This is a genomic window from Azospira sp. MPR-LB4, from assembly GCF_058809525.1.
In genome coordinates, this window is record NZ_CM179521.1 from 2,976,938 (window position 1) to 2,997,180 (window position 20,243).

Consider the following 20,243-nt stretch of genomic DNA (forward strand, 5'->3'; position numbering starts at 1 on the left):
TCACTCTAGCATGTTTTTTTTGGTGGAAATTGGGCTTTCCTCACACTTTTTCGCCTGTTTTCCCTTTTTTTAACGTAGCCGCTGCACCTGCCGCGGGTAAGGGCGGGTGTTGCGGATGGCTTCGGGAAGGGCGGCCAGGGCCGTCACGGCGCTGTTGCGGTCCGGAAAGTCGCCGTAGGTCACGCCCCAGCGCGGTCCCTCCGCCGCCGTCCGGTAGTAGGCGCGCAGCGTCCCGGGGGGCAGGTCGCGGGCGGCCTGGGCCAGGAAGGCTTCCACTTCCCGGGTGGCGGAACCCCTCACCGCCAGCAGTTGCAGCACATAGTGGCGGTCGTCGGCCTGGGGCAGCCAGGCCTGGTGCGCCGCCAGGGCTTGCCGGGTGAGGCGGCCGGTGTTTGGCGGCAGGTCGGCGGGGAGCGGGGCGGCGGAGGTGGCCGCCGGCGTTTCCGCCGGTGCGGATTCGGCCCCCGGGGTTGCCGCTGGCTCCTGGGGCGCCGGCGTTGCCTCGGGGGCTGTGACAGCTTCCGGGGCGGCCGCTGATGGCGTGGTGGCGGGTGTCTGGGCGGTGGGTGCGGCGGCAGCCGCGGGCGGCGCCGCGTCGGCGGCGACGCTTTGCCGTCCTGCCCAGTAGGCGCCGAGGGTGAGGGCGAGGCCCAGGGGCAGGGCCAGCAGCATGGGGCGCAGGGGACTTGCCTTGTTGGCGGCCGGCAGGGGAGCGAACTGGGCGTCCTTCACCGCGGCCTGGACCTGGGGCTGGTCCACCAGGTGGGTGTTGGCGGCGAAGGCGGCCAGCATGGCCTTGTCGGCCAGGATGTTGATGCGCCGGGTGAGGCCTTCCGAAGCCGCATCGATGTCCTGCAGGGCCCGCGGGCTGAAGATGTCGGGCCCGTGGTAGCCCGCTGCCCGCAGGCGGAACATCAGGTAGGGGCCGATGTCGGTGCGGCGCAGGGGCTCCAGGCCGAAGTTGTGGGTGATGCGTTCCTTCAGCTGGCGCAGGTCCGGCTGGGCCAGGCGCTCGTCCAGCTCCGGCTGGCCGAAGAGGACGATCTGCAGGAGCTTGTGGCGGGAGGATTCCAGGTTGGAGAGGAGGCGGATTTCTTCCAGGGTTTCCCCCGGCATGGCATGGGCCTCGTCGATCAGCACCACCACCCGGCGTCCGGCGGCATAGCTTTGCAGCAGGCGTTCCTGCAGGGCCTTGAGCAGCAGGGAGGGGCGTCCTTCGGGCAGCTCCAGCTGCAACTCGGCTGCCAGGGCATGGAGAATCTCGTCCCGGGAATAGGAGGGGTTGGCCAGGTAGACCGTCTCCACCGTGGCCGGCAGCTTTTCCAGCAGCATGCGGCACAGCATGGTCTTGCCGCTGCCCACCTCGCCCGTCACCTTGACGATGCCCTCGTCGTTGCTGATGGCGTAGATCAGGGCTTCCAGGGTGGCGCCCCGGTTGCCGCCGGCAAAGAAGAAGTCGGTGTGCGGGGTGATGCGGAACGGAGCCTCCCGCAGGCCGTAGTGTTCAAGGTACATGGCGGTCCTCGTTTCCTTGGTCCTGGCTGGGCAGGCGCTCCAGGCTGTCCCGGCGGGCGTGCAGGGTGGTGCGGTTGATGCCGAGCAGGCGGGCTGCCTGGCTCAGGTTGCCCTGGGTGATCTGCAGGGCGGCCTCCACATAGGCTTTTTCCCAGCGGGCCAGGTGCTGGTCCAGGTCGAAACCGGCCGGGGCCTGCTGCAGGTGCTCCCGGGCGGCCCGGATGTCGGGTGTCACGGGCTGGTCGTGGCGGGGACCAGTATCGGGCTGGGGCAGGTCCAGTTCGCCGGCCAGCTGTTCAGCCGTCACCGTTTGGCCCGGGTATTTGGCGGTGAGGCGGATGACGATGTTGCGCAGCTCCCGCACATTGCCGGGGAAGGCATAGCCATCCCACAGGGCCCGGGCCGGCTCGTCCAGCTGGAAAGGCGGGAGGTGGCTCTGCTGGGCATAGCGCTGGCGGAAGTGCTCCAGGAGTTCCTGCCGGTCCCGGCCCATTTCCCGCAGGGGCGGGACCAGGATGCTGAATACGGAGAGGCGGTGGTAGAGGTCGGCCCGGAAGCGTCCCTCGCGCACCTCCCTTTTCAGGTCCCGGTTGGTGGCGGCGACGATGCGGGCGTTGCTGCGGCGGCTCTGGGTTTCGCCGACCCGCTGGAACTCGCCGTTTTCCAGGACCCGCAGCAGCTTGGGCTGCAGCTCCAGGGGCAGTTCGCCGATTTCGTCGAGAAACAGGGTGCCGTCCGCCGCGTCCTCGAAATAGCCGCTGCGGGCGCCGGCGGCCCCGGTGAAGGCACCCTTGGCGTGGCCGAACAGGGTGGGCTCCAGCAGGGTGGGCGAGATGGCGGCACAGTTGAGGGCCAGGTAGGGCTTGTCGCGGCGGCCGGTGGCCAGGTGCAGCTGGTGGGCGACGATTTCCTTGCCGCTGCCCGATTCGCCTTCGATCAGCACCGGAAACGGGGAGTCGGCGTAGTGGTGGATCTGGGCCCGCAGCTTCTCCATGGGTTCGCTGTGGCCCAGGAGGGGCGAATCGGCCGGGGCCGCCTCGCGGAAGGTGAGGCTGTTCAGCAGGGCCTGGCGCAGGAGGGCGGGGTCGGCCGGTTTGGCGATGAAGTCCACCGCTCCCAGGGTGCGGGCGTGGCGGCCGTGGGCTTCCCCGTCCTGGCCGGAAAGCACCAGGATGCGCATGGCCGGCGACAGGGCCAGCAGTTCGCCGATGAGGGCAAAACCTTCGTCCGGCTGGTGGGGCAGGGGAGGCAGTCCCAGGTCCACCAGGGCCAGGTCGGGTGGCTGGCGCAGTTGGCGCAGCAGGCTGGCACAGTGGCTGCGGGAGGGGCTGGTGAGGACTTCGAACGAGGACGCCAGGGAATAGGCCAGCGTGTCGCTGATCAGGGGGTCGTCGTCCACGATCAGCAGCAGGGGGCGTGACGATGCCGCGGGGAAGGCGCTTTTATCGGGCATTTTCGTTCGCTCGAAATTGGTGGCAGCAAGGGGGCTTGCAGCGCTTTATGTGGCCAAAATACGCCACTTCCCCGGGAGTTTCGCTGGAATTTTTCACGGAGCCCCAGGGTCTATCTGCTAAAATCGCCCCCTTTGGTTTTTTCAGCAAGGATTTTCCGTGCCGACCGAGAGTTTGGTCGAAATACGCGGCCTCAACTTCGCCTACGATACCGATTCCGGCCCCCGCAAGGTGCTGGAAGGCATCGACATGAGCTTCCACAAGGGCAAGGTGGTGGCCATCATGGGCGGCAGTGGCTGCGGCAAAACCACCCTGTTGCGCCTGATCGGCGGCCAGCTGCGTCCCAGTGCGGGCGAGGTCAAGGTGGCCGGCCATGCGGTGCACCGCATGAATACCCGGGAACTCTATGCCCTGCGCCGCCGCATGGGCATGCTGTTCCAGTTCGGCGCCCTGTTCACCGACATGTCCGTGTTCGACAACGTGGCCTTCCAGATGCGGGAACATACCGATCTGCCGGAAGAGCTGATCCGCGACATGGTGCTGCTGAAACTGCAGGCCGTCGGCCTGCGCGGCGCCGCCGGGCTGATGCCGAACGAGCTTTCCGGCGGCATGGCCCGCCGGGTGGCCCTGGCCCGGGCGGTGGCCCTGGACCCCATGCTGATCATGTACGACGAGCCCTTCACCGGCCTCGACCCCATTTCCCTGGGCGTCATCGGTCAGCTGATCCGCAAGCTCAACGATGCCCTGGGAGCGACCTCCATCATGGTCACCCACGATATCCAGGAGTCCCTGCAGATCGTCGACTACATCTACTTCATGTCTGCCGGACGGGTCGTGGCCCAGGGCACGCCGGACGAGATCCGGGCCTCCCGGGACCCCTTCGTGCATCAGTTTGTCCATGCCGAGGCCGACGGCCCGGTGCCTTTCCATTACCCGGCGGTGTCCGTGGCCGATTCCCTGCTGGGAGGTGTGCGTGGCTGATTTGTTGCGTCGGCTGGGCGCCAGCCTGGTGGATCGTATCTGGCAGCTGGGTTTTGCCAGCCGCTTCTTCTGGGCCGTCCTGCGTTATTCCGGCCAGTGCCTGACCCGGCCCAACCTGACGGTCCGGGAAGTCTATTTCAGTGGCGTGCTGTCCCTGCTCATCATCACCGTTTCCGGCCTCTTCGTCGGCATGGTGCTGGGGCTGCAGGGCTATGAAACCCTGCAGCGCTTCGGTTCCTCCGAAGCTCTGGGCATCCTGGTGGCCCTGTCCCTGGTGCGGGAGCTGGGCCCCGTGGTGGCGGCCCTGCTGTTCGCCTCCCGGGCCGGTTCCTCCATCACGGCGGAAATCGGCCTGATGAAGGCCACCGAGCAGTTGAAGGCCATGGACATGATGGCCGTCAATCCCCTGGCCCGGGTGGTGGCGCCCCGTTTCTGGGGTGGTGTCATTTCCATGCCCTTCCTGGCGGCCCTGTTCTCGGCCATGGGGGTGTTCGGCGGCTGGCTGGTCGGCGTGGTGCTGATCGGCGTCGATGACGGCGCCTTCTGGTCCCAGATGCAGGCTTCCGTCGATTTCCGCGAAGACATCCTCAACGGCGTCATCAAGAGCGTGGTGTTCGGTGCCGCCGTGTCGTGGATTTCCGTATTTGAAGGCTATGACTCGGCGCCGACCGCCGAGGGGGTTTCTCGCGCGATCACGCGCACTGTGGTGACGTCGGCCCTGGTTATCCTGGCGCTGGATGTTGTTCTCACCTCGTTTATGTTCCGGGGGGCTTGATGAATCGTAAGGTGCTCGACCTGTGGGTCGGTGTTTTTGTCGCTATTGGTTTCCTGTCACTGTTGTTTTTGGCACTAAAAGTGGGGAATCTGTCCGGTTCCAACTTTGCCGAGACCTACGTCCTGCAGGCCAAGTTTGATAATATCGGGGGCCTGAAGGTCCGCGGTCCGGTGAAAAGTGCCGGTGTGGTGGTGGGTCGGGTGTCGGAAATCCATTTCGATCCCCAGACCTACGAAGCCGTGGTGACCATGACGGTGGATACCCGTTTTAAGTTTCCGAAGGATACTTTCGCTTCGATCCTGACTTCCGGCCTGCTTGGTGAGCAGTACATCGGGCTGGATGTGGGCGGGGACGAGAAAATGCTCTCCCCCGGCGACTCCATCTCCAAGACCCAGTCGGCGGTGGTGCTGGAGAAACTGATCAGCCAGTTCCTGTTCAACAAGGCATCCGAAGGACAGGACAAGAAGTAAGCCGGTTTTGCCATGGCTTCATTCCTCTGGCATGCTTGGCGCGACGCACAAATAACTAACTATCGATATTTCGAGGGACAAAAGTGGATAAAAAGGTAGCCAAGCGTTTCGGTATGTTCGCGTTAGCCACGGCTTTGCTGGCCGGACTCTCCGGCTGTGCCAGCACCGCCAACAACCCCAAGGATCCCCTGGAAGGTTTCAATCGGGCCATGTTCTCCTTCAATGACGGCCTGGACAAGGCCATCATCAAGCCGGTGGCCCAGGGCTACGACTACGTTCTGCCCCAGCCGGTGCAGACCGGGGTCGGCAACTTCTTCGGCAACATCGCCGACGTCTTCATCGCCGTGAACAACCTGCTGCAGGGCAAGCCCGCCGACGCCGCCTCCGATGCCGGCCGCTTCCTGCTGAATACCACCATCGGCGTCCTGGGCGTGTTCGATGTGGCCACGCCCGCCGGTCTGGAAAAGCATGACGAGGACTTCGGCCAGACCTTCGGCCGCTGGGGTGTGGGCGAAGGCGCCTACGTGGTGTGGCCGTTCATCGGCTCCCGCACCGTGCGTGATACCGCCGGTTACGTGGTGGATGTGGCTGTTGATCCGGTATGGAACGTGGATCACGTGCCGACCCGCAACAGCCTGGCCGTGCTGCGCCTGGTGGATACCCGCGCTTCCCTGCTGCCGGCGGAGAAGGTCATCGACGATGCCGCCTTGGACAAGTACACCTATATGCGCGATGCCTACCTGCAGCGCCGCAAGAGCCTGGTTTACGACGGCAACCCGCCCCGGGAAAAGCTTGAGGACTGAGTCTTCCCCCTCCTGACCATACCCCGCCGCCAGGCGGGGTATGTCTTTGTGCTCCCCCCTAAGTTAAAATCCGCTTCCCAATTAGAGAGATTGCGCCATGAAAGCCATTCGTGTCCTTTTCACCATTCTCAGCTTCGGTCTCCTGTCCGCTCCCGTTTTCGCCGACGACATGGCCCCCGATGTGCTGGTCAAGAAAGTGACCGATGAGGTGCTGGCCGTGGTCCGCGCCGACAAGGACCTGCAGAACGGCAACACCAAGAAGGCCATCGACCTGGTGGAAACCAAGGTGCTGCCTCACTTCAACTTCACCCGCATGACCGCCCTGGCCCTGGGCCGCGAGTGGTCCAAGACCAGCGCCGAGCAGAAGACCCGGCTGACCAATGAATTCCGCATCCTGCTGGTGCGTACCTATTCCAACGCCCTGACCGCCTACAAGGATCAGACCGTCGAGTACAAGCCCTTCAAGATGCAGGCCGGCGAAACCGACGTGACCGTGCGCACCCTGGTGCACCAGACCAACGGCAAGCATATCGGCCTGGACTACGCCCTGGACAAGCAGGCAGACGGCTGGAAGGTCTATGACGTGGTGGTGGCCGGCGTTTCCCTGGTGACCAACTACCGCGAATCCTTCACCCAGGAAATTCGCGCCAATGGCGTCGATGGCCTGATCAGCACCCTGGCTGCCAAGAACAAGGGCCTGGAAGCCGCTGCCGCCGGTAAGAAGTGATGATCTCCATTGAAGGTTCCACCCTGAGGGTGACCGCCCCCATGGTGATTGCCAATGCACGGGAACTCCTGGCCCAGGGCCAGGATGCCCTGGCCGCCACGCCCGGGCTAACCCGGGTCGATCTGTCCGCCGTGACCGAGGCCGATTCCTCGGCCCTGACCCTGCTCTTCGCCTGGCTGCGCCGTGCCCAGACCCAGGGCCGTCAGCTGGATATCGTTGCGCCTCCCGCCGGCCTGTTGAGCCTGGCGGAGCTGTACGGTATTTCCGACCTCCTGCCCCTGGCCTGAGCCTGTCGCCCGGAATCCCATGGGCACTGCTGTCCACTTCGATCGTGTCGCCAAGCGCTTCGGCTCCCTGCAGGCCCTGGCCGGAGTCTCCCTGGAAATCGCCGAGGGCGAGTTCTTCGGCCTTCTGGGGCCCAACGGCGCCGGCAAGACCACGCTGATTTCCTGCCTTGCCGGCCTGGCCCGGCCTGATGCCGGCAGCGTCCGGGTGCTCGGCCGCGACGTGGTGGCCGACTATCGGGAGGCCCGGCGCCTGCTGGGCGTGGTGCCCCAGGAGCTGGTTTTCGACCCCTTCTTTTCCGTGCGCGAAACCCTGCGCATCCAGTCCGGCTATTTCGGCATCCGCAACAACGATGCCTGGATCGACGAGATTCTGGAAAACCTGGACCTCACCGCCAAGGCCGATACCAACATGCGCCGTCTCTCCGGTGGCATGAAGCGGCGCGTGCTGGTGGCCCAGGCCCTGGTGCACAGGCCGCCGGTGATCGTCCTTGACGAACCCACGGCCGGCGTCGATGTGGAGCTGCGCCAGGGGCTGTGGGAATTCATCCGCCGCCTCAACGGCGAGGGCCACACCATCATCCTCACCACCCATTACCTGGAAGAGGCGGAAACCCTGTGCGGCCGCATCGGCATGCTCAAGCAGGGGCAGCTGGTGGCTCTGGATGAGACGGCCAGCCTGTTGCGCCAGTTTTCCGGCCACACCCTGACCCTGCGCCTGGGCCAGGGTGACCTGCCCGCAGCCTTGGTGCCGCGCCTGCTGTCCCGGGAGGGGGCCGTCTGCCGTCTACGTCTGGCGGGCTTTGCCGAACTGGAACAGGTGCTGGCCGACCTGCGCCAGGCAGGTTGCGGCGTCGCCGACCTGAAGCTGGACGAGCCGGACCTCGAAGAAGTCTTCGTTCGCCTGATGCGCGGCGAAGTCAGCCGGGAGGCGGTGCAGCCATGATGCTGGGCTTTCGTACCCTGTTCTACAAGGAAGTGCTGCGTTTCTGGAAGGTCGGTTTCCAGACCGTGGCGGCACCGGTGCTGACGGCCCTGTTGTACCTGCTCATCTTCGCCCACGTGCTGGATGAAAACACCCGTATCCACGGCGTCACCTACACCGCTTTCCTGGTGCCCGGGCTGGTGATGATGTCGGTGCTGCAGAACGCCTTCGCCAATTCCTCCTCGTCCCTGATCCAATCCAAGGTCACCGGCAGCGTGGTATTCGTGCTGCTGCCGCCCATCGCCTACGGCGAGTTTTTCCTCGCCTACGTCCTGGCGGCCCTGGCCCGGGGCGTGGTGGTGGGGCTGGGGGTGCTGCTGATGACGCTGGCCTTCGCCCCCCTGCAACTGGCCCATCCCCTGTGGGCCCTGGCCTTTGCCGTGCTCGGCGGCGCCATGCTGGGGGCTCTGGGCATGATCGCCGGCATCTGGGCCGACAAGTTCGACCAGCTGGCGGCCTTCCAGAACTTCCTGATCATGCCGCTGACCATGCTCTCCGGCGTCTTCTACTCCATTCACAGCCTGCCGCCCTTCTGGCAGCAGGTGTCCCATTTCAACCCCGTGTTCTATATGATCGACGGTTTCCGCTACGGCTTCTTCGGCGTTTCCGACGCCGCTCCGCAACAAAGCCTGCTGGTGGTGTCCGTCTGCTTTGCCGCGCTCACCGCGCTGACCCTGGCCCTGCTCAAGCGGGGCTACAAATTGAGAGCCTGACCCATGGTAAGACCCGAAGACATCCAAACCTACATCCAGGAGGGATTGCCCTGCGACCACATCCGGATCGACGGGGACGGCCATCACTTTGAAGCGGTGATCGTCAGCGCCGAGTTCGCCGGCAAGAGCCGGGTGCAGCGCCAGCAACGGGTTTACCAGACCATCAAGGACCGGCTGGACAGCGGCGAAATCCACGCCCTCTCCTTCAAGACCTTCACCCCGGAAGAATGGGAGGCCCAGCGTGGATAAGCTCCTCATCCAGGGCGGCACGCCCCTGCGCGGCGAAGTGGCCATTTCCGGCGCCAAGAATGCGGCCCTGCCCATCCTCTGCGCCTCCCTGCTGTCGGCCGAGCCCCTGCGCCTGTCCAGCCTGCCCCACCTCAACGACGTCTCCACCATGCTCGGCCTGCTCGGCCAGATGGGCCTGGAAGTGACACTGGACGGCGCCGACGGCGTGGTCCTGGACGCCAAGGGCCTCAACAACCCGGTGGCTCCCTACGACCTGGTCAAGACCATGCGCGCCTCCGTGCTGGTGCTGGGCCCCCTGGTGGCCCGCTGCGGCGAGGCCAAGGTGTCCCTGCCCGGCGGCTGTGCCATCGGTGCCCGGCCGGTGGACCAGCACATCAAGGGCCTGCAGGCCATGGGGGCCGAGGTCAAGGTGGAGCACGGCTACATCCATGCCAAGGCCAGCCGCCTCAAGGGCGCCCGCATCTGCACCGACATGGTCACCGTCACCGGCACCGAGAACCTGATGATGGCCGCCGTGCTGGCCGAGGGCGAAACCGTCATCGAGAACGCCGCCCGGGAACCGGAAGTGGTGGATCTGGCCAACTGCCTCATCTCCATGGGCGCCCGCATCTCCGGCGCCGGCAGCGACGTCATCCGCATCCAGGGCGTGGACAAGCTCCACGGCGCCACTCACCGCATCATGCCGGACCGCATCGAGACCGGCACCTACCTCTGTGCCGCCGCCGCCACCGGCGGTGAGGTGCGTCTGACCCGCACCTCCTCCGCCTATCTGGACGCGGTCATCGACAAGCTCATGGACGCCGGCTGCGACATCCAGACCGAGCGCGACGCCATCAGCCTCAAGGCCCCGGCCCGCCTCAAGGCCGTCAGCATCCGCACCGCCCCCTATCCCGCCTTCCCCACGGACATGCAGGCCCAGTTCATGGCCCTCAACACCGTGGCCGACGGCGCCGCCACCATCCGCGAGACCATTTTCGAGAACCGCTTCATGCATGCGGTGGAACTGGCCCGCCTGGGCGCCGCCATCGACATCAACGGCAACACCGCGGTGGTCAAGGGCGTGCCCCAGCTGGAAGGGGCCACGGTGATGGCCACCGACCTGCGGGCCTCCGCCTCCCTGGTCATCGCCGCCCTGGTGGCCAAGGGCGAGACCCTGATCGAGCGCATCTATCACCTGGACCGGGGCTACGAGCGCATCGAGGAGAAGCTTTCCAAGCTGGGAGCCAGCGTGCGCCGGGTGCGCTGAACCGCCGTTCCCCGACAAAAAAGCCCCGTTGTCGTGCATGCGACAACGGGGCTTTTTTTAACTGCATGAAAAACAAGGGATTTCGTTCAGGCATCAAGATTGCTGGATGGGACTGTCCTCAATGGAGAAAGCCCATGCCCAACTACCTCAACATCGGCGACGTGATTTTCGCCCGGGAAACCATCCAGAACGACGGCGGCGTGCCCGAGCAGCCGGAAGATGCGGTCTTCGCCCGGCCGGGAAGCCGCGGCGTGGTGGTGCAGATCGGCGCCGCCGCGGCCGACATGCGCCAGGAAATCATCCTGGTGCGCTTCGAAGGCACGGACGGGGTGCTCGGTCCGCCCGTCGGCTGCCTGCCCGAGGAACTGACCCAGGACGAGGCCGAAGCTGCGGCCCTGGCCTGAGCCGGCGGAGGGCGGGGCGCGGCCCTAGCCCTTGTCGTCCGGTTCGAAGAAGACCCAGCGCACGTCCGGGAAGGATGCCTTGAGGGCGTCCTGCACCGCATTGATCTGGTCGATGAGGCCGCTGGCACTCTGCTGTTCGGCCATGCGGGCCTTCACCGCGACGAAGAGGTAGCTGCCCATCTGGAAGGAGATCAGGTTGTAGAGGGTTTCCACCTCCGGGCGCTGCCGCAGCCACTGCTCCATGGCCGCATGGGCGGCGGGCTCGGCGCTTTGGCCGATGAGCAGGGCCTTCACCTCCAGGCCGACGCCGATGGCCACCACCACCAGCAGGGCGCCGACGGCGATGCTGCCCCAGGCGTCGAAAGCCGGATTGCCGGTGGCCAGGGAAAGCAGGATGGCGCCCAGGGCCAGGGTCAGGCCGGCCAGGGCGGCGATGTCCTCGCCCATGACCACGATCAGCTCCGACTCCCGGCTGTCGCGGAAATAGCGCCAAAGCGGCATGTCGCCCGCCTTCTCGCGGATTTCGTGGATGCAGCCGCGCAGGGACCAGGCTTCCAGCAGCACGCCGACGCCCAGGACGATGATGGCGACCCAGGGATTTGCCAGGGGCTCCGGGTGGGACAGCTTGTGCACGCCCTCGTAGATGGAAAAGGCGCCGCCCAGGGAGAAGAGCATGATGGCCACCATGAAGGACCAGAAGTAGGTGGCCTTGCCGAAGCCCAGGGGGTGGTCCGGCGTCGGTTCCCGCCTGGCCTGCCTGATGCCCAGCAGCAACAGCAGCTGGTTGGCGCAGTCGGCGGCGGAGTGCACGGCTTCGGCCAGCATGGCGGAGGAGCCGGTGTAGGCGGCTGCCACGGCCTTGGAGGCGGCGATGCCGGCGTTGGCGGAAAGGGCGTAGATGATGGCGCTCATGGGCAGTCCGGAGGCGGGGGAAGGTCATGCTTTTACCATAAGCCCGGCCGCGGCCCAAGAAGCATGGTCCAAGGCGGGGCGGCGATACGGTAAAATGCCTTCTTTTGCCCCGGGAAAACGCCGTGAACGGCATTACCATCGCCCTCTCCAAGGGCCGCATCTTCGAAGAAACCCTGCCCCTGCTGGCGGCGGCCGGCATCGTGCCCGCCGAAAATCCCGAAACCTCCCGCAAGCTGATCATCGGCACCAACCGCCCCGACGTGCGGGTGGTGATCGTCCGCGCCACCGATGCGCCGACCTACGTCCAGCATGGTGCCGCCGACCTCGGCGTGGTCGGCAAGGACGTGCTGATCGAGCACGGCGGTGCCGGCCTGTACCAGCCCCTGGACCTGAAGATCGCCAAGTGCCGCATGAGCGTGGCCGTTCCCGCCGGCTTCGACTACGAGCATGCCGTACGCCAGGGCGCCCGTTTGAAGATCGCCACCAAGTACACCAAGATCGCCCGGGAGCATTTTGCTGCCAAGGGCGTGCACGTGGACCTCATCAAGCTCTACGGCTCCATGGAACTGGCGCCCCTGGCCGGCCTGTCGGACGCCATCGTGGACCTGGTGTCCACCGGCGGCACCCTGAAGGCCAACAACCTGGTGGAGGTGGAACACATCATGGACATCTCCTCCCGTCTCATCGTCAACCAGGCTTCCCTGAAACTTAAGCGGGAAATCCTCGGTCCCATCCTGGACGCCTTTACCCAGGCCGTGGAGAAGAATGCATGAGCAGCGTGAACATCAAGCGCCTGAACAGCGCCGACGCCGATTTCCAGCAGCGCCTCGATGAACTGCTGGCCTTCGAGGGCGCCCAGGACGAGAACATCGAAAAGACCGTGGTCGGCATCCTGGCCGACGTCAAGGCCCGGGGCGACGCCGCAGTGGTGGAATACACCAACCGCTTCGACCGTCTCTCCGTTGCCGGCATGGCCGCCCTGGAGCTGCCCAAGGCCGAGCTGCAGGCCGCCCTGGACGGCCTCCCCGCCGAGCGCCGGGCCGCCCTGGAAGCGGCTGCCCAGCGCATCCGCACCTACCACGAGCGCCAGTTGGGTGCCGGCTTCACCTACACCGAAGCCGACGGCACCATGCTCGGCCAGATGGTGACGCCCCTGGACCGGGTCGGCCTCTACGTGCCCGGCGGCAAGGCCGCCTATCCCTCCTCGGTGCTGATGAACGCCCTGCCGGCCAAGGTGGCGGGGGTCAAGGAACTGATCATGGTGGTGCCCACCCCCGGCGGCGAGCATAACGCCCTGGTGCTGGCGGCCGCCTGTCTGGCCGGCGTGGATCGCGTCTTCACCATCGGCGGCGCCCAGGCCGTGGCCGCCCTGGCCTACGGCACCGAAACCGTGCCCCAGGTGGACAAGATCGTCGGTCCGGGCAACGCCTACGTGGCCTGCGCCAAGCGCCGGGTGTTCGGCATCGTCGGCATCGACATGGTGGCCGGCCCCTCCGAGATCCTGGTGCTGGCCGACGGCTCCACGGACCCGGACTGGGTGGCCATGGACCTCTTCTCCCAGGCCGAACACGACGAGCTGGCCCAGTCCATCCTGATCTGCCCCGACGCCGCCTACATCGAGAAGGTGCAGGCCAGCATCGACAAGCTGCTGCCCACCATGCCGCGCCGCGACGTGATCCGCACCTCCCTGGAAAACCGGGGCGCCCTGATCCTGGTGCGGGATCTGGAAGAGGCCGTGGCCATGGCCAACCGGGTGGCCCCGGAACACCTGGAGCTGTCCCTGGCCGAGCCCGATGCCTGGGTGGAGAAGATTCACCATGCCGGCGCCATCTTCATCGGCCCCTACACCTCCGAGTCCCTGGGCGACTACTGCGCCGGCCCCAACCACGTGCTGCCCACCTCCGGCAGCGCCCGCTTCTCCTCGCCCCTGGGGGTCTACGACTTCCAGAAGCGCACCAGCCTGATCCGGGTGTCCCGGGCCGGGGCCCAGACCCTGGGCCGCATCGCCGCCACCCTGGCGGACGGGGAGGGCCTGCCGGCCCACGCCCAGTCGGCCCGCTACCGTCTCGATGCCTGAGGCCGGCGCACAGGAACAGCCCGGGGGCGGGGGAGGCAACTCTCCCGCCCCTGTCACGTGCAGGCAGCTGTTTCTCGGCTTTTCCTCCGTCGGCATTTCCGGTTTCGGCGGCGTCCTGCCCTTTGCCCGGCGCATGCTGGTGGAGGAGCGGCGCTGGCTGACGGCGGAGGAATTCAATTCCCTGCTGGGCCTGTGCCAGTTCCTGCCCGGGCCCAATGTGGCCAACCTCTCCATCGCCGTGGGCTCCCGCTACCAGGGCATCCGCGGCGCCATCGCCGCGGTGAGCGGCCTCTTCGGCGGCCCCCTGCTGATCGTGCTGCTGCTGGGCCTGCTCTATGACCGCTACGGCCAGCTGCCCCAGGTCCAGGGCCTGTTGCGGGGCGTGGCGGCGGTGGGCTGCGGCCTGCTCTTCGGCACCGCCCTGCGCATGGGCCTGGCCTTGCAGGTGAAGCGCCTGTTCCTGCCCTTCACCCTGGCGGTGTTCGTCGCCGTGGCCCTGCTGCGCTGGCCCATGCCCATCGTCATGGTGGCCTTGCTGGCGCTTGCCGCCGGCGTCGCCTACGCCCACCTGAAACGCAAGGGGGCGCCGTGAGCCTCCTGGCCGACCTCTTCTTCCAGTTCGCCCTGCTCTTCTGCGTCGCCTTCGGCGGCGCCTCGGCCCTGCTGCCGGAAATGCACCGGGTGGTGGTGCTGGAAAAGCACTGGCTGGACGATGCCACCTTCACCCATCTCTACGCCATCGCCCAGGCCGCCCCCGGCCCCAACGGCCTGGTGGTGAGCCTGATCGGCTGGGAGGTGGCGGGCGTGCCCGGCGCCCTGGCCGCTTCCCTGGGCATGGTGCTGCCCACGGGCATCATGATCTACCTGCTGATGCAGCACTGGCACCGCTTCGCCGGTGCCCGCTGGCAGCAGTCGGTGCAGCTGGGAGTGGCACCCCTGGCGGTGGGCCTGGTTTTCGCCGCCGCCTTCCTCATCGGCCAGGCGGCCGGCCTGGGCTGGGGCGGGGTGCTGCTGGCCGGCCTGACGGCCGCCGCCCTGCTCAAGACCAAGTGGCACCCCCTGTGGCTGATCGGCCTGGGCGGTGTGGCGGGCTTGCTGGGCTGGGTGTGAGGCGGTCCGGGAGCGGTGGCTGGAGAGGTAATATCTGCGCGCCTTCCGGCCATGCCGTGGTGGAGAGTGCCGTCCCTGCTGCCTCGTAGGGCAAGGGGAAAACAAAAGGCCCGTCCAGCTGGACGGGCCTTTTGTTTTCGAAGCGCCGGCGACTTAGCCGAGGATTTCCTTGAGGGCTGCCACCAGGGCGCCGCACTGCTCGTCGGTGCCGATGGTGATGCGCAGGAACTGGTCGATGCGCGGCGCCTTGAAGTGGCGCACGATGATGCTGCGCTGGCGCAGGGCCTGGGCTAGCTCGGCGCCGTCCCGGCCCGGGTGGCGGGCGAAGACGAAGTTGGCGGCGGAGGGCAGGACCTGGAAGCCGAGCAGGGTGAGATCGCTCACCAGCTGTTCCCGGCTGGCGATCACCGCATTGCGGGTGCGGTCGAACCAGGCCCGGTCCTCCAGGGCGGCCACGGCGCCGGCGATGGCGATACGGTCCAGGGGGTAGGAGTTGAAGCTGTTCTTGACCCGTTCCAGGGCCTCGATCAGGTCCGGGTGGCCCACTGCGTAGCCCACCCGCAGGCCCGCCAGGGAGCGGGACTTGGACAGGGTGTGCACCACCAGCAGGTTGGGGAAACGGTTCACCAGGGCGATGGCCGTGTCACCGCCGAAGTCCACGTAGGCCTCATCCACCACCACCACCGATTCCGTATTGGCCGTCAGCAGGGCCTCGATCTCTCCCAGGGGCAGCAGGCGGCCGGTGGGAGCGTTGGGATTGGGGAAGATGATGCCGCCGTTGGCGCGGCGGTAGGCGGAAAGGTCGATGCCGTAATCCCCGTCCAGGGCCACGGTTTCGGCGCTAATGCCGTAGAGGCCGGCATAGACCGGGTAGAAGCTGTAGCTGATGTCCGGGTAGAGCAGGGGGGCGTCATGTTGCAGCAGGGCCATGAAAACGTGGGCCAGCACCTCGTCGGAGCCGTTGCCGACGAAGACCTGCCTGGCGCCGATGCCGAATTCGCCGTAGAAGGCGGCCACCGCCTCCTTCAGCCGGTCGGCGCTGGGGTCCGGGTAGAGGCGCAGGCTGGCGCCGTCATGGCCGATTTCCGCCTGCATGGCGGCTACGGTCTTGGGGGAGGGCGGGTAGGGATTTTCGTTGGTGTTCAGCTTCACCAGATTGGGCAGCTTGGGCTGCTCCCCGGGAACGTAGGGGGTGAGGCGATTTACCAGGGGGCTCCAGAATTTGCTCATGGCCGGACGGATCAGGGAAAAGTGGATGGGGCGGGCGGCGCGAAAGGGCACACCGCCACGGCTGGTGCAGGGCTGAAATGGTATCATGGCCGCTGTTTCCGACTTACCCATTCAACGGTGCTCCCATGCGGCAAGCCGAAGTTTCCCGAAATACCCTCGAAACCCAGATCACGGTCCGTCTCAATCTGGACGGCACCGGCTGTGCCAAGCTCAATTCCGGCATTCCCTTCCTCGACCACATGCTGGACCAGATCGCCCGCCACGGCCTGATCGATCTGGAGGTGGAGGCCAAGGGCGACCTGCACATCGACGGTCACCACACGGTGGAAGACATCGGCATCGCCATCGGCCAGGCCCTCACCCAGGCCCTGGGCGACAAGAAGGGCCTGACCCGCTACGGCCACGCCTACGTGCCCCTGGACGAAGCCCTGTCCCGCGTCGTGGTGGACCTTTCCGGCCGCCCCGGCCTGGAGTTCCATGTGGACTTCAAGCGGGCCATGCTCGGCACCCTGGATACGGAACTGGTGCACGAATTCTTCCAGGGCCTGGTGAACCATGCCTTCATCACCCTGCACGTGGACAACCTGCGCGGCGAGAACGCCCACCACCAGTGCGAGACCGTGTTCAAGGCCTTCGCCCGCGCCCTGCGCATGGCGGTGAGCCCGGACCCGCGCACTGCCGGCGTCATTCCCTCCACCAAGGGGGCGCTGTAATGGGCAAGATCGCCGTCATCGACTACGGCATGGGCAACCTGCGCTCCGTCTGGCAGGCCCTGGAGCACGTGGCCGAAGGCAGGGAAGTGGTGGTCACCGCCGATCCGGCGGTGGTCGCCGCCGCCGAGCGGGTGGTCTTCCCCGGCCAGGGCGCCATGCCCGACTGCATGGCCGAACTGGACGCCCGGGGCCTGCGCCCCGCCGTGCTGCAGGCCGCCAAGGACAAGCCCTTCCTCGGCATTTGCATCGGCCTGCAGATGCTCTTCGAGCACAGTGAAGAGGGCGACGTGCCCGGCCTGGGCGTTTTCGCCGGCCAGGTGCGCCGTTTCCCCGCCGACAAGATGGTGGCCGCCGACGGCAGCCGCCTCAAGGTGCCCCACATGGGCTGGAACCAGGTGCGCCACACCCGGCCCCACGCCCTGTGGGAAGGCATCGAGGACGGCGCCCGCTTCTACTTCGTGCACAGCTACTACGTGACCCCGGAAGACCCGGCCGTGGTGGCGGGCACAGCCGACTACGGCATCCCCTTTACCTGTGCGGTGGCCCGGGATAATATTTTTGCGATCCAGTCCCACCCGGAAAAGAGCGCCCGCGACGGCCTCGCCCTGCTGCGCAACTTCATCCGCTGGCAGCCCTGACGGCCGCCGGCATCCCCTCCGACTTACTCTCTCTACGTATTCGCGATCATGCTGATCATTCCCGCGATTGACCTGAAGGACGGCCAGTGCGTCCGTCTCAAGCAAGGCCTGATGGAAGAGGCGACCGTCTTTTCCGAGTCTCCCGCCGAGCAGGCCCGCCACTGGCTGGACCAGGGCGCCCGCCGCCTGCACCTGGTGGACCTCAACGGCGCCTTTGCCGGCCAGCCGAAGAACCAGGGGGCCATCAAGGCCATCCTCAAGGAAGTGGGCGACGAGATTCCGGTGCAACTGGGCGGCGGCATTCGCGACCTGGACACCATCGAGCGCTGCCTCGATGCCGGCCTCACCTACGTCATCATCGGCACCGCCGCGGTGAAGAATCCTGGTTTCCTGCATGACGCCTGCGTCGCCTTCCCCGGCCACATCATCGTCGGCCTGGATGCCAAGGACGGCAAGGTGGCGGTGGACGGCTGGTCCAAGCTGACCGGCCACGACGTTATCGACCTGGCCAAGAAGTACGAGGACTACGGTGTCGAATCCATCATCTACACCGACATCGGCCGCGACGGCATGCTCTCCGGCATCAATATCGAAGCCACGGTGAAGCTGGCCCAGGCCCTGAAGATTCCCGTCATCGCCTCCGGCGGCCTCTCCAACCTGGACGACATCCGCAAGCTGTGCGAAGTGGAAGGCGAAGGCGTGGTCGGCACCATCGCCGGCCGGGCCATCTACGACGGCTCCCTGGACTTCAAGGCGGCCCAGGAAGCAGCAGACAAGGCCGGCAAGTAATGGCGCTGGCCAAACGCATCATCCCCTGCCTGGACGTGACCGCCGGTCGCGTCGTCAAGGGCACCAATTTCGTCGAACTGCGGGATGCCGGTGACCCGGTGGAAATCGCCCGCCGCTACGACGAGCAGGGCGCCGACGAAGTCACCTTCCTCGACATCACCGCCAGCTCCGACCAGCGCGACATCATCCTGCACATCATCGAGGCCTGCGCCTCCCAGGTGTTCATCCCCCTGACGGTGGGCGGTGGCGTGCGCAAGGTGGAGGACGTGCGCCGCCTGCTCAACGCCGGCGCCGACAAGGTCTCCATGAACACTGCCGCCGTGCAGAATCCGGACCTGGTGTCCGACGCCTCGGCCAAGGTGGGCTCCCAGTGCATCGTCGTCGCCATCGACGCCAAGCAGACGGCGCCGGGCCAGTGGTGCGTGTTCACCCACGGCGGCCGCAACAACACCGGCATCGACGTGGTGACCTGGGCCAAGGATGTGGCGACCCGGGGCGCCGGCGAGATCCTGCTCACCTCCATGGACCGGGACGGCACCAAGAACGGCTTCGACCTGGCCCTGACCCGGGCGGTCTCCGATGCGGTGGCCATTCCCGTGATCGCCTCCGGCGGCGTCGGCAACCTGCAGCACCTGGCCGACGGCGTCACCCAGGGCGGTGCCGATGCGGTGCTGGCCGCCTCCATCTTCCACTTCGGCGAATACACGGTGCGCCAGGCCAAGGAATACATGCGCGACCGGGGCATCGAGGTGCGCCTCTAGGCAAACCATGAGCCACGATCTCGATCCCTCCCTGTCCTGGCTGGACGCCCTCAAGTTCGGCGCCGACGGCACCATTCCGGTGATCGCCCAGGACGCCGCCAGCGGCCGCGTCATCATGTTCGCCTACGCCAACCGGGAAACCCTGGCAGAAACCGCCCGTACCGGCCGCGCCACCTACTGGAGCCGTTCCCGCAACAAGGTCTGGCGCAAGGGCGAGGAATCGGGCCACTTCCAGCACGTCAAGGAAATGCGCGCCGACTGCGACGGCGATGTGGTCCTGCTCAGCGTCGAGCAGGAAGGCGGCATCGCCTGCCACACCGGCCGCGAAAGCTGTTTCTTCTACCGGCGGGAAGGCGATCGCTGGATTCCGGCCGACCCGGTTCTCAAAGACCCGAAGGAAATTTACGCAAAATGAGCACTCACGACATCCTGCATCGCCTCTCCGACACCCTGGCTTCCCGCCGCAACGCGGACCCGGAGACTTCCTACACCGCCCAGCTCTTTTCCAAGGGCCCGGACTCCATCCTGAAGAAGATCGGCGAGGAATGCGCCGAGCTGATCATGGCCGGCAAGGAAGGCAAGCGCCTCAACATCGTCTGGGAATCCACCGACGTCATCTACCACATCCTGGTGCTGCTGGCCTTCTACGGCCTGTCCATCGAGGACGTGTCCCAGGAAATGCGCCGTCGTGAGGGTATTTCCGGGATTGACGAAAAGGCTTCCCGCACGAAATGATGCGGCTCCCCGCGATTTTTCAAGCCATCCGGACCTGATATGGACAACTGCATTTTCTGCAAGATCGTGCGCGGCGAGATTCCCTCGCGCAAGGTGTACGAGGACGAGCACGTGTTCGCCTTCCACGACATCAATCCCTTGCGGCCGGTCCATGTGCTGGTGATTCCCAAGCGCCACATCGAATCCCTGGCCCATGCCAGCGAGGCCGATGCGCCGGTGCTGGGGCGCCTGCTGGCGGTGGCCAACAAAATTGCGGTCGATCAAGGCAGCCCCGAGGGCTTCCGCGTCATCATCAACACCGGCCGCATCGGCCAGCAGGAAGTACCGCACCTGCACGCCCACATCGTCGGGGGCGACGCTCCCGTGGGGCCGATGCTGAAACGAATTCAAGGAGACTGATATGGGTAGCTTTAGCATTTGGCACTGGCTCATCGTTCTGGTGATCGTCATGCTGGTTTTCGGCACCAAGAAACTGCGCAATATCGGCCAGGACCTGGGCGGCGCGGTGAAGGGCTTCAAGGACGGCATCAAGGAAGGCACCGCCGAAGGCGGCACCACGCCGCCCCAGCAGGTCGCCGGCGGCCAGACCATCGAGGGCGAGGTCAAGGAAAAGACCAAGTCCTGAACCGTCCCTCCGGCCGGGGATTGGCGGAGATCGTCTGTCTCCCCGGCCCC

The 20,243-nt window shown here is 66.3% G+C and carries 27 protein-coding genes; 23 read left to right on the forward strand and 4 right to left on the reverse strand.

Going from position 1 to position 20,243, the window contains the following annotated elements; translation table 11 throughout:
- Positions 1-69: 69 nt before the first annotated feature.
- Positions 70-1,515: an AAA family ATPase gene (locus AC3QLZ_RS14015; protein ID WP_014236492.1), complete on the reverse strand. Its 1,446-nt coding sequence runs from the start codon at positions 1,513-1,515 to the stop codon at positions 70-72.
- Entirely contained in the window at positions 1,505-2,968 is a 1,464-nt protein-coding gene (locus tag AC3QLZ_RS14020) for a sigma-54-dependent transcriptional regulator (protein ID WP_014236493.1), read from the reverse strand. The genes AC3QLZ_RS14015 and AC3QLZ_RS14020 overlap by 11 nt, the downstream gene beginning before the upstream one ends.
- 157 nt (positions 2,969-3,125) lie before the next feature.
- On the opposite strand from AC3QLZ_RS14020, the gene AC3QLZ_RS14025 reads away from it, so the two are divergent.
- The 11 genes from AC3QLZ_RS14025 (at position 3,126) to AC3QLZ_RS14075 (ending at position 10,603) form a co-directional block, all read left to right on the forward strand.
- Positions 3,126-3,947: an ABC transporter ATP-binding protein gene (locus tag AC3QLZ_RS14025; protein ID WP_014236494.1), complete on the forward strand. Its 822-nt coding sequence runs from the start codon at positions 3,126-3,128 to the stop codon at positions 3,945-3,947.
- Positions 3,940-4,722, forward strand: coding sequence for a lipid asymmetry maintenance ABC transporter permease subunit MlaE (mlaE, locus tag AC3QLZ_RS14030; RefSeq protein WP_014236495.1), 783 nt, complete (start codon positions 3,940-3,942; stop codon positions 4,720-4,722). The genes AC3QLZ_RS14025 and mlaE overlap by 8 nt, the downstream gene beginning before the upstream one ends.
- Positions 4,722-5,192 carry an outer membrane lipid asymmetry maintenance protein MlaD gene (gene mlaD / locus AC3QLZ_RS14035; RefSeq protein WP_014236496.1) on the forward strand — a complete coding sequence of 157 codons (471 nt, stop codon included), beginning with the start codon at positions 4,722-4,724 and terminating at the stop codon, positions 5,190-5,192. Before mlaE ends, mlaD begins: the two co-directional genes overlap by 1 nt.
- A gap of 113 nt (positions 5,193-5,305) precedes the next feature.
- The gene (locus tag AC3QLZ_RS14040) at positions 5,306-5,995 is read left to right on the forward strand and encodes an MlaA family lipoprotein (RefSeq protein ID WP_083833936.1); all 690 of its coding nucleotides are present in this window, start codon (positions 5,306-5,308) and stop codon (positions 5,993-5,995) included.
- 97 nt (positions 5,996-6,092) lie between these two features.
- Positions 6,093-6,722 (forward strand): MlaC/ttg2D family ABC transporter substrate-binding protein, encoded by a 630-nt coding sequence (locus AC3QLZ_RS14045; RefSeq protein WP_014236498.1) that lies wholly within the window; start codon positions 6,093-6,095, stop codon positions 6,720-6,722.
- Positions 6,722-7,009, forward strand: a complete 288-nt coding sequence (locus AC3QLZ_RS14050; RefSeq protein WP_014236499.1) for an STAS domain-containing protein — start codon at positions 6,722-6,724, stop codon at positions 7,007-7,009. Before AC3QLZ_RS14045 ends, AC3QLZ_RS14050 begins: the two co-directional genes overlap by 1 nt.
- 19 nt (positions 7,010-7,028) lie before the next feature.
- The gene (locus AC3QLZ_RS14055; RefSeq protein WP_014236500.1) at positions 7,029-7,952 is read left to right on the forward strand and encodes an ABC transporter ATP-binding protein; all 924 of its coding nucleotides are present in this window, start codon (positions 7,029-7,031) and stop codon (positions 7,950-7,952) included.
- Entirely contained in the window at positions 7,949-8,704 is a 756-nt protein-coding gene (locus AC3QLZ_RS14060) for an ABC transporter permease (RefSeq protein ID WP_014236501.1), read from the forward strand. The genes AC3QLZ_RS14055 and AC3QLZ_RS14060 overlap by 4 nt, the downstream gene beginning before the upstream one ends.
- 3 nt (positions 8,705-8,707) lie before the next feature.
- Positions 8,708-8,953 (forward strand): BolA family protein, encoded by a 246-nt coding sequence (locus AC3QLZ_RS14065; protein WP_014236502.1) that lies wholly within the window; start codon positions 8,708-8,710, stop codon positions 8,951-8,953.
- Positions 8,946-10,199 (forward strand): UDP-N-acetylglucosamine 1-carboxyvinyltransferase, encoded by a 1,254-nt coding sequence (gene murA, locus AC3QLZ_RS14070; RefSeq protein WP_014236503.1) that lies wholly within the window; start codon positions 8,946-8,948, stop codon positions 10,197-10,199. The genes AC3QLZ_RS14065 and murA overlap by 8 nt, the downstream gene beginning before the upstream one ends.
- Before the next feature lie 134 nt (positions 10,200-10,333).
- A complete protein-coding gene (locus AC3QLZ_RS14075) occupies positions 10,334-10,603 on the forward strand; it encodes a nitrogen fixation protein NifZ (protein WP_014236504.1) in 270 nt (89 codons plus the stop codon).
- A gap of 24 nt (positions 10,604-10,627) precedes the next feature.
- Here the strand turns inward: AC3QLZ_RS14075 and AC3QLZ_RS14080 are convergent, their stop codons facing one another.
- Positions 10,628-11,515, reverse strand: coding sequence for a cation diffusion facilitator family transporter (locus tag AC3QLZ_RS14080; RefSeq protein ID WP_014236505.1), 888 nt, complete (start codon positions 11,513-11,515; stop codon positions 10,628-10,630).
- Between the two features lie 122 nt (positions 11,516-11,637).
- Here AC3QLZ_RS14080 and hisG point away from each other — a divergent pair, with 122 nt between their 5' ends.
- The 4 genes from hisG to AC3QLZ_RS14100 are packed head-to-tail and all read left to right on the forward strand — an operon-like array spanning position 11,638 to position 14,702.
- Positions 11,638-12,288, forward strand: a complete 651-nt coding sequence (hisG, locus tag AC3QLZ_RS14085; protein WP_014236506.1) for an ATP phosphoribosyltransferase — start codon at positions 11,638-11,640, stop codon at positions 12,286-12,288.
- Entirely contained in the window at positions 12,285-13,592 is a 1,308-nt protein-coding gene (hisD, locus tag AC3QLZ_RS14090) for a histidinol dehydrogenase (RefSeq protein ID WP_014236507.1), read from the forward strand. Before hisG ends, hisD begins: the two co-directional genes overlap by 4 nt.
- Entirely contained in the window at positions 13,585-14,184 is a 600-nt protein-coding gene (locus AC3QLZ_RS14095) for a chromate transporter (RefSeq protein WP_014236508.1), read from the forward strand. The genes hisD and AC3QLZ_RS14095 overlap by 8 nt, the downstream gene beginning before the upstream one ends.
- Positions 14,181-14,702: a chromate transporter gene (locus AC3QLZ_RS14100; protein ID WP_014236509.1), complete on the forward strand. Its 522-nt coding sequence runs from the start codon at positions 14,181-14,183 to the stop codon at positions 14,700-14,702. Before AC3QLZ_RS14095 ends, AC3QLZ_RS14100 begins: the two co-directional genes overlap by 4 nt.
- A 153-nt stretch (positions 14,703-14,855) precedes the next feature.
- Here the strand turns inward: AC3QLZ_RS14100 and hisC are convergent, their stop codons facing one another.
- Positions 14,856-15,932, reverse strand: a complete 1,077-nt coding sequence (gene hisC, locus AC3QLZ_RS14105; RefSeq protein WP_043798910.1) for a histidinol-phosphate transaminase — start codon at positions 15,930-15,932, stop codon at positions 14,856-14,858.
- Between the two features lie 125 nt (positions 15,933-16,057).
- Between hisC and hisB the strand changes: the two genes are divergently transcribed.
- From hisB to tatA, 8 genes are read left to right on the forward strand one after another with little or no spacing between them, the layout of a single operon-like run.
- Positions 16,058-16,645: an imidazoleglycerol-phosphate dehydratase HisB gene (hisB, locus tag AC3QLZ_RS14110; RefSeq protein WP_014236511.1), complete on the forward strand. Its 588-nt coding sequence runs from the start codon at positions 16,058-16,060 to the stop codon at positions 16,643-16,645.
- Positions 16,645-17,283 carry an imidazole glycerol phosphate synthase subunit HisH gene (hisH, locus tag AC3QLZ_RS14115; RefSeq protein WP_014236512.1) on the forward strand — a complete coding sequence of 213 codons (639 nt, stop codon included), beginning with the start codon at positions 16,645-16,647 and terminating at the stop codon, positions 17,281-17,283. The genes hisB and hisH overlap by 1 nt, the downstream gene beginning before the upstream one ends.
- Positions 17,284-17,331: 48 nt before the next feature.
- Positions 17,332-18,072, forward strand: coding sequence for a 1-(5-phosphoribosyl)-5-[(5-phosphoribosylamino)methylideneamino]imidazole-4-carboxamide isomerase (hisA, locus tag AC3QLZ_RS14120; protein ID WP_014236513.1), 741 nt, complete (start codon positions 17,332-17,334; stop codon positions 18,070-18,072).
- Positions 18,072-18,833, forward strand: a complete 762-nt coding sequence (gene hisF, locus AC3QLZ_RS14125; RefSeq protein WP_014236514.1) for an imidazole glycerol phosphate synthase subunit HisF — start codon at positions 18,072-18,074, stop codon at positions 18,831-18,833. Before hisA ends, hisF begins: the two co-directional genes overlap by 1 nt.
- Before the next feature lie 7 nt (positions 18,834-18,840).
- Positions 18,841-19,248 (forward strand): phosphoribosyl-AMP cyclohydrolase, encoded by a 408-nt coding sequence (hisI, locus tag AC3QLZ_RS14130; RefSeq protein ID WP_014236515.1) that lies wholly within the window; start codon positions 18,841-18,843, stop codon positions 19,246-19,248.
- Entirely contained in the window at positions 19,245-19,568 is a 324-nt protein-coding gene (locus AC3QLZ_RS14135) for a phosphoribosyl-ATP diphosphatase (RefSeq protein WP_014236516.1), read from the forward strand. Before hisI ends, AC3QLZ_RS14135 begins: the two co-directional genes overlap by 4 nt.
- A gap of 39 nt (positions 19,569-19,607) precedes the next feature.
- Positions 19,608-19,967 (forward strand): histidine triad nucleotide-binding protein, encoded by a 360-nt coding sequence (locus AC3QLZ_RS14140; protein ID WP_014236517.1) that lies wholly within the window; start codon positions 19,608-19,610, stop codon positions 19,965-19,967.
- Position 19,968: 1 nt separating this feature from the next.
- Entirely contained in the window at positions 19,969-20,193 is a 225-nt protein-coding gene (tatA, locus tag AC3QLZ_RS14145; protein WP_014236518.1) for a Sec-independent protein translocase subunit TatA, read from the forward strand.
- The last annotated feature ends 50 nt before the right edge of the window (positions 20,194-20,243 follow it).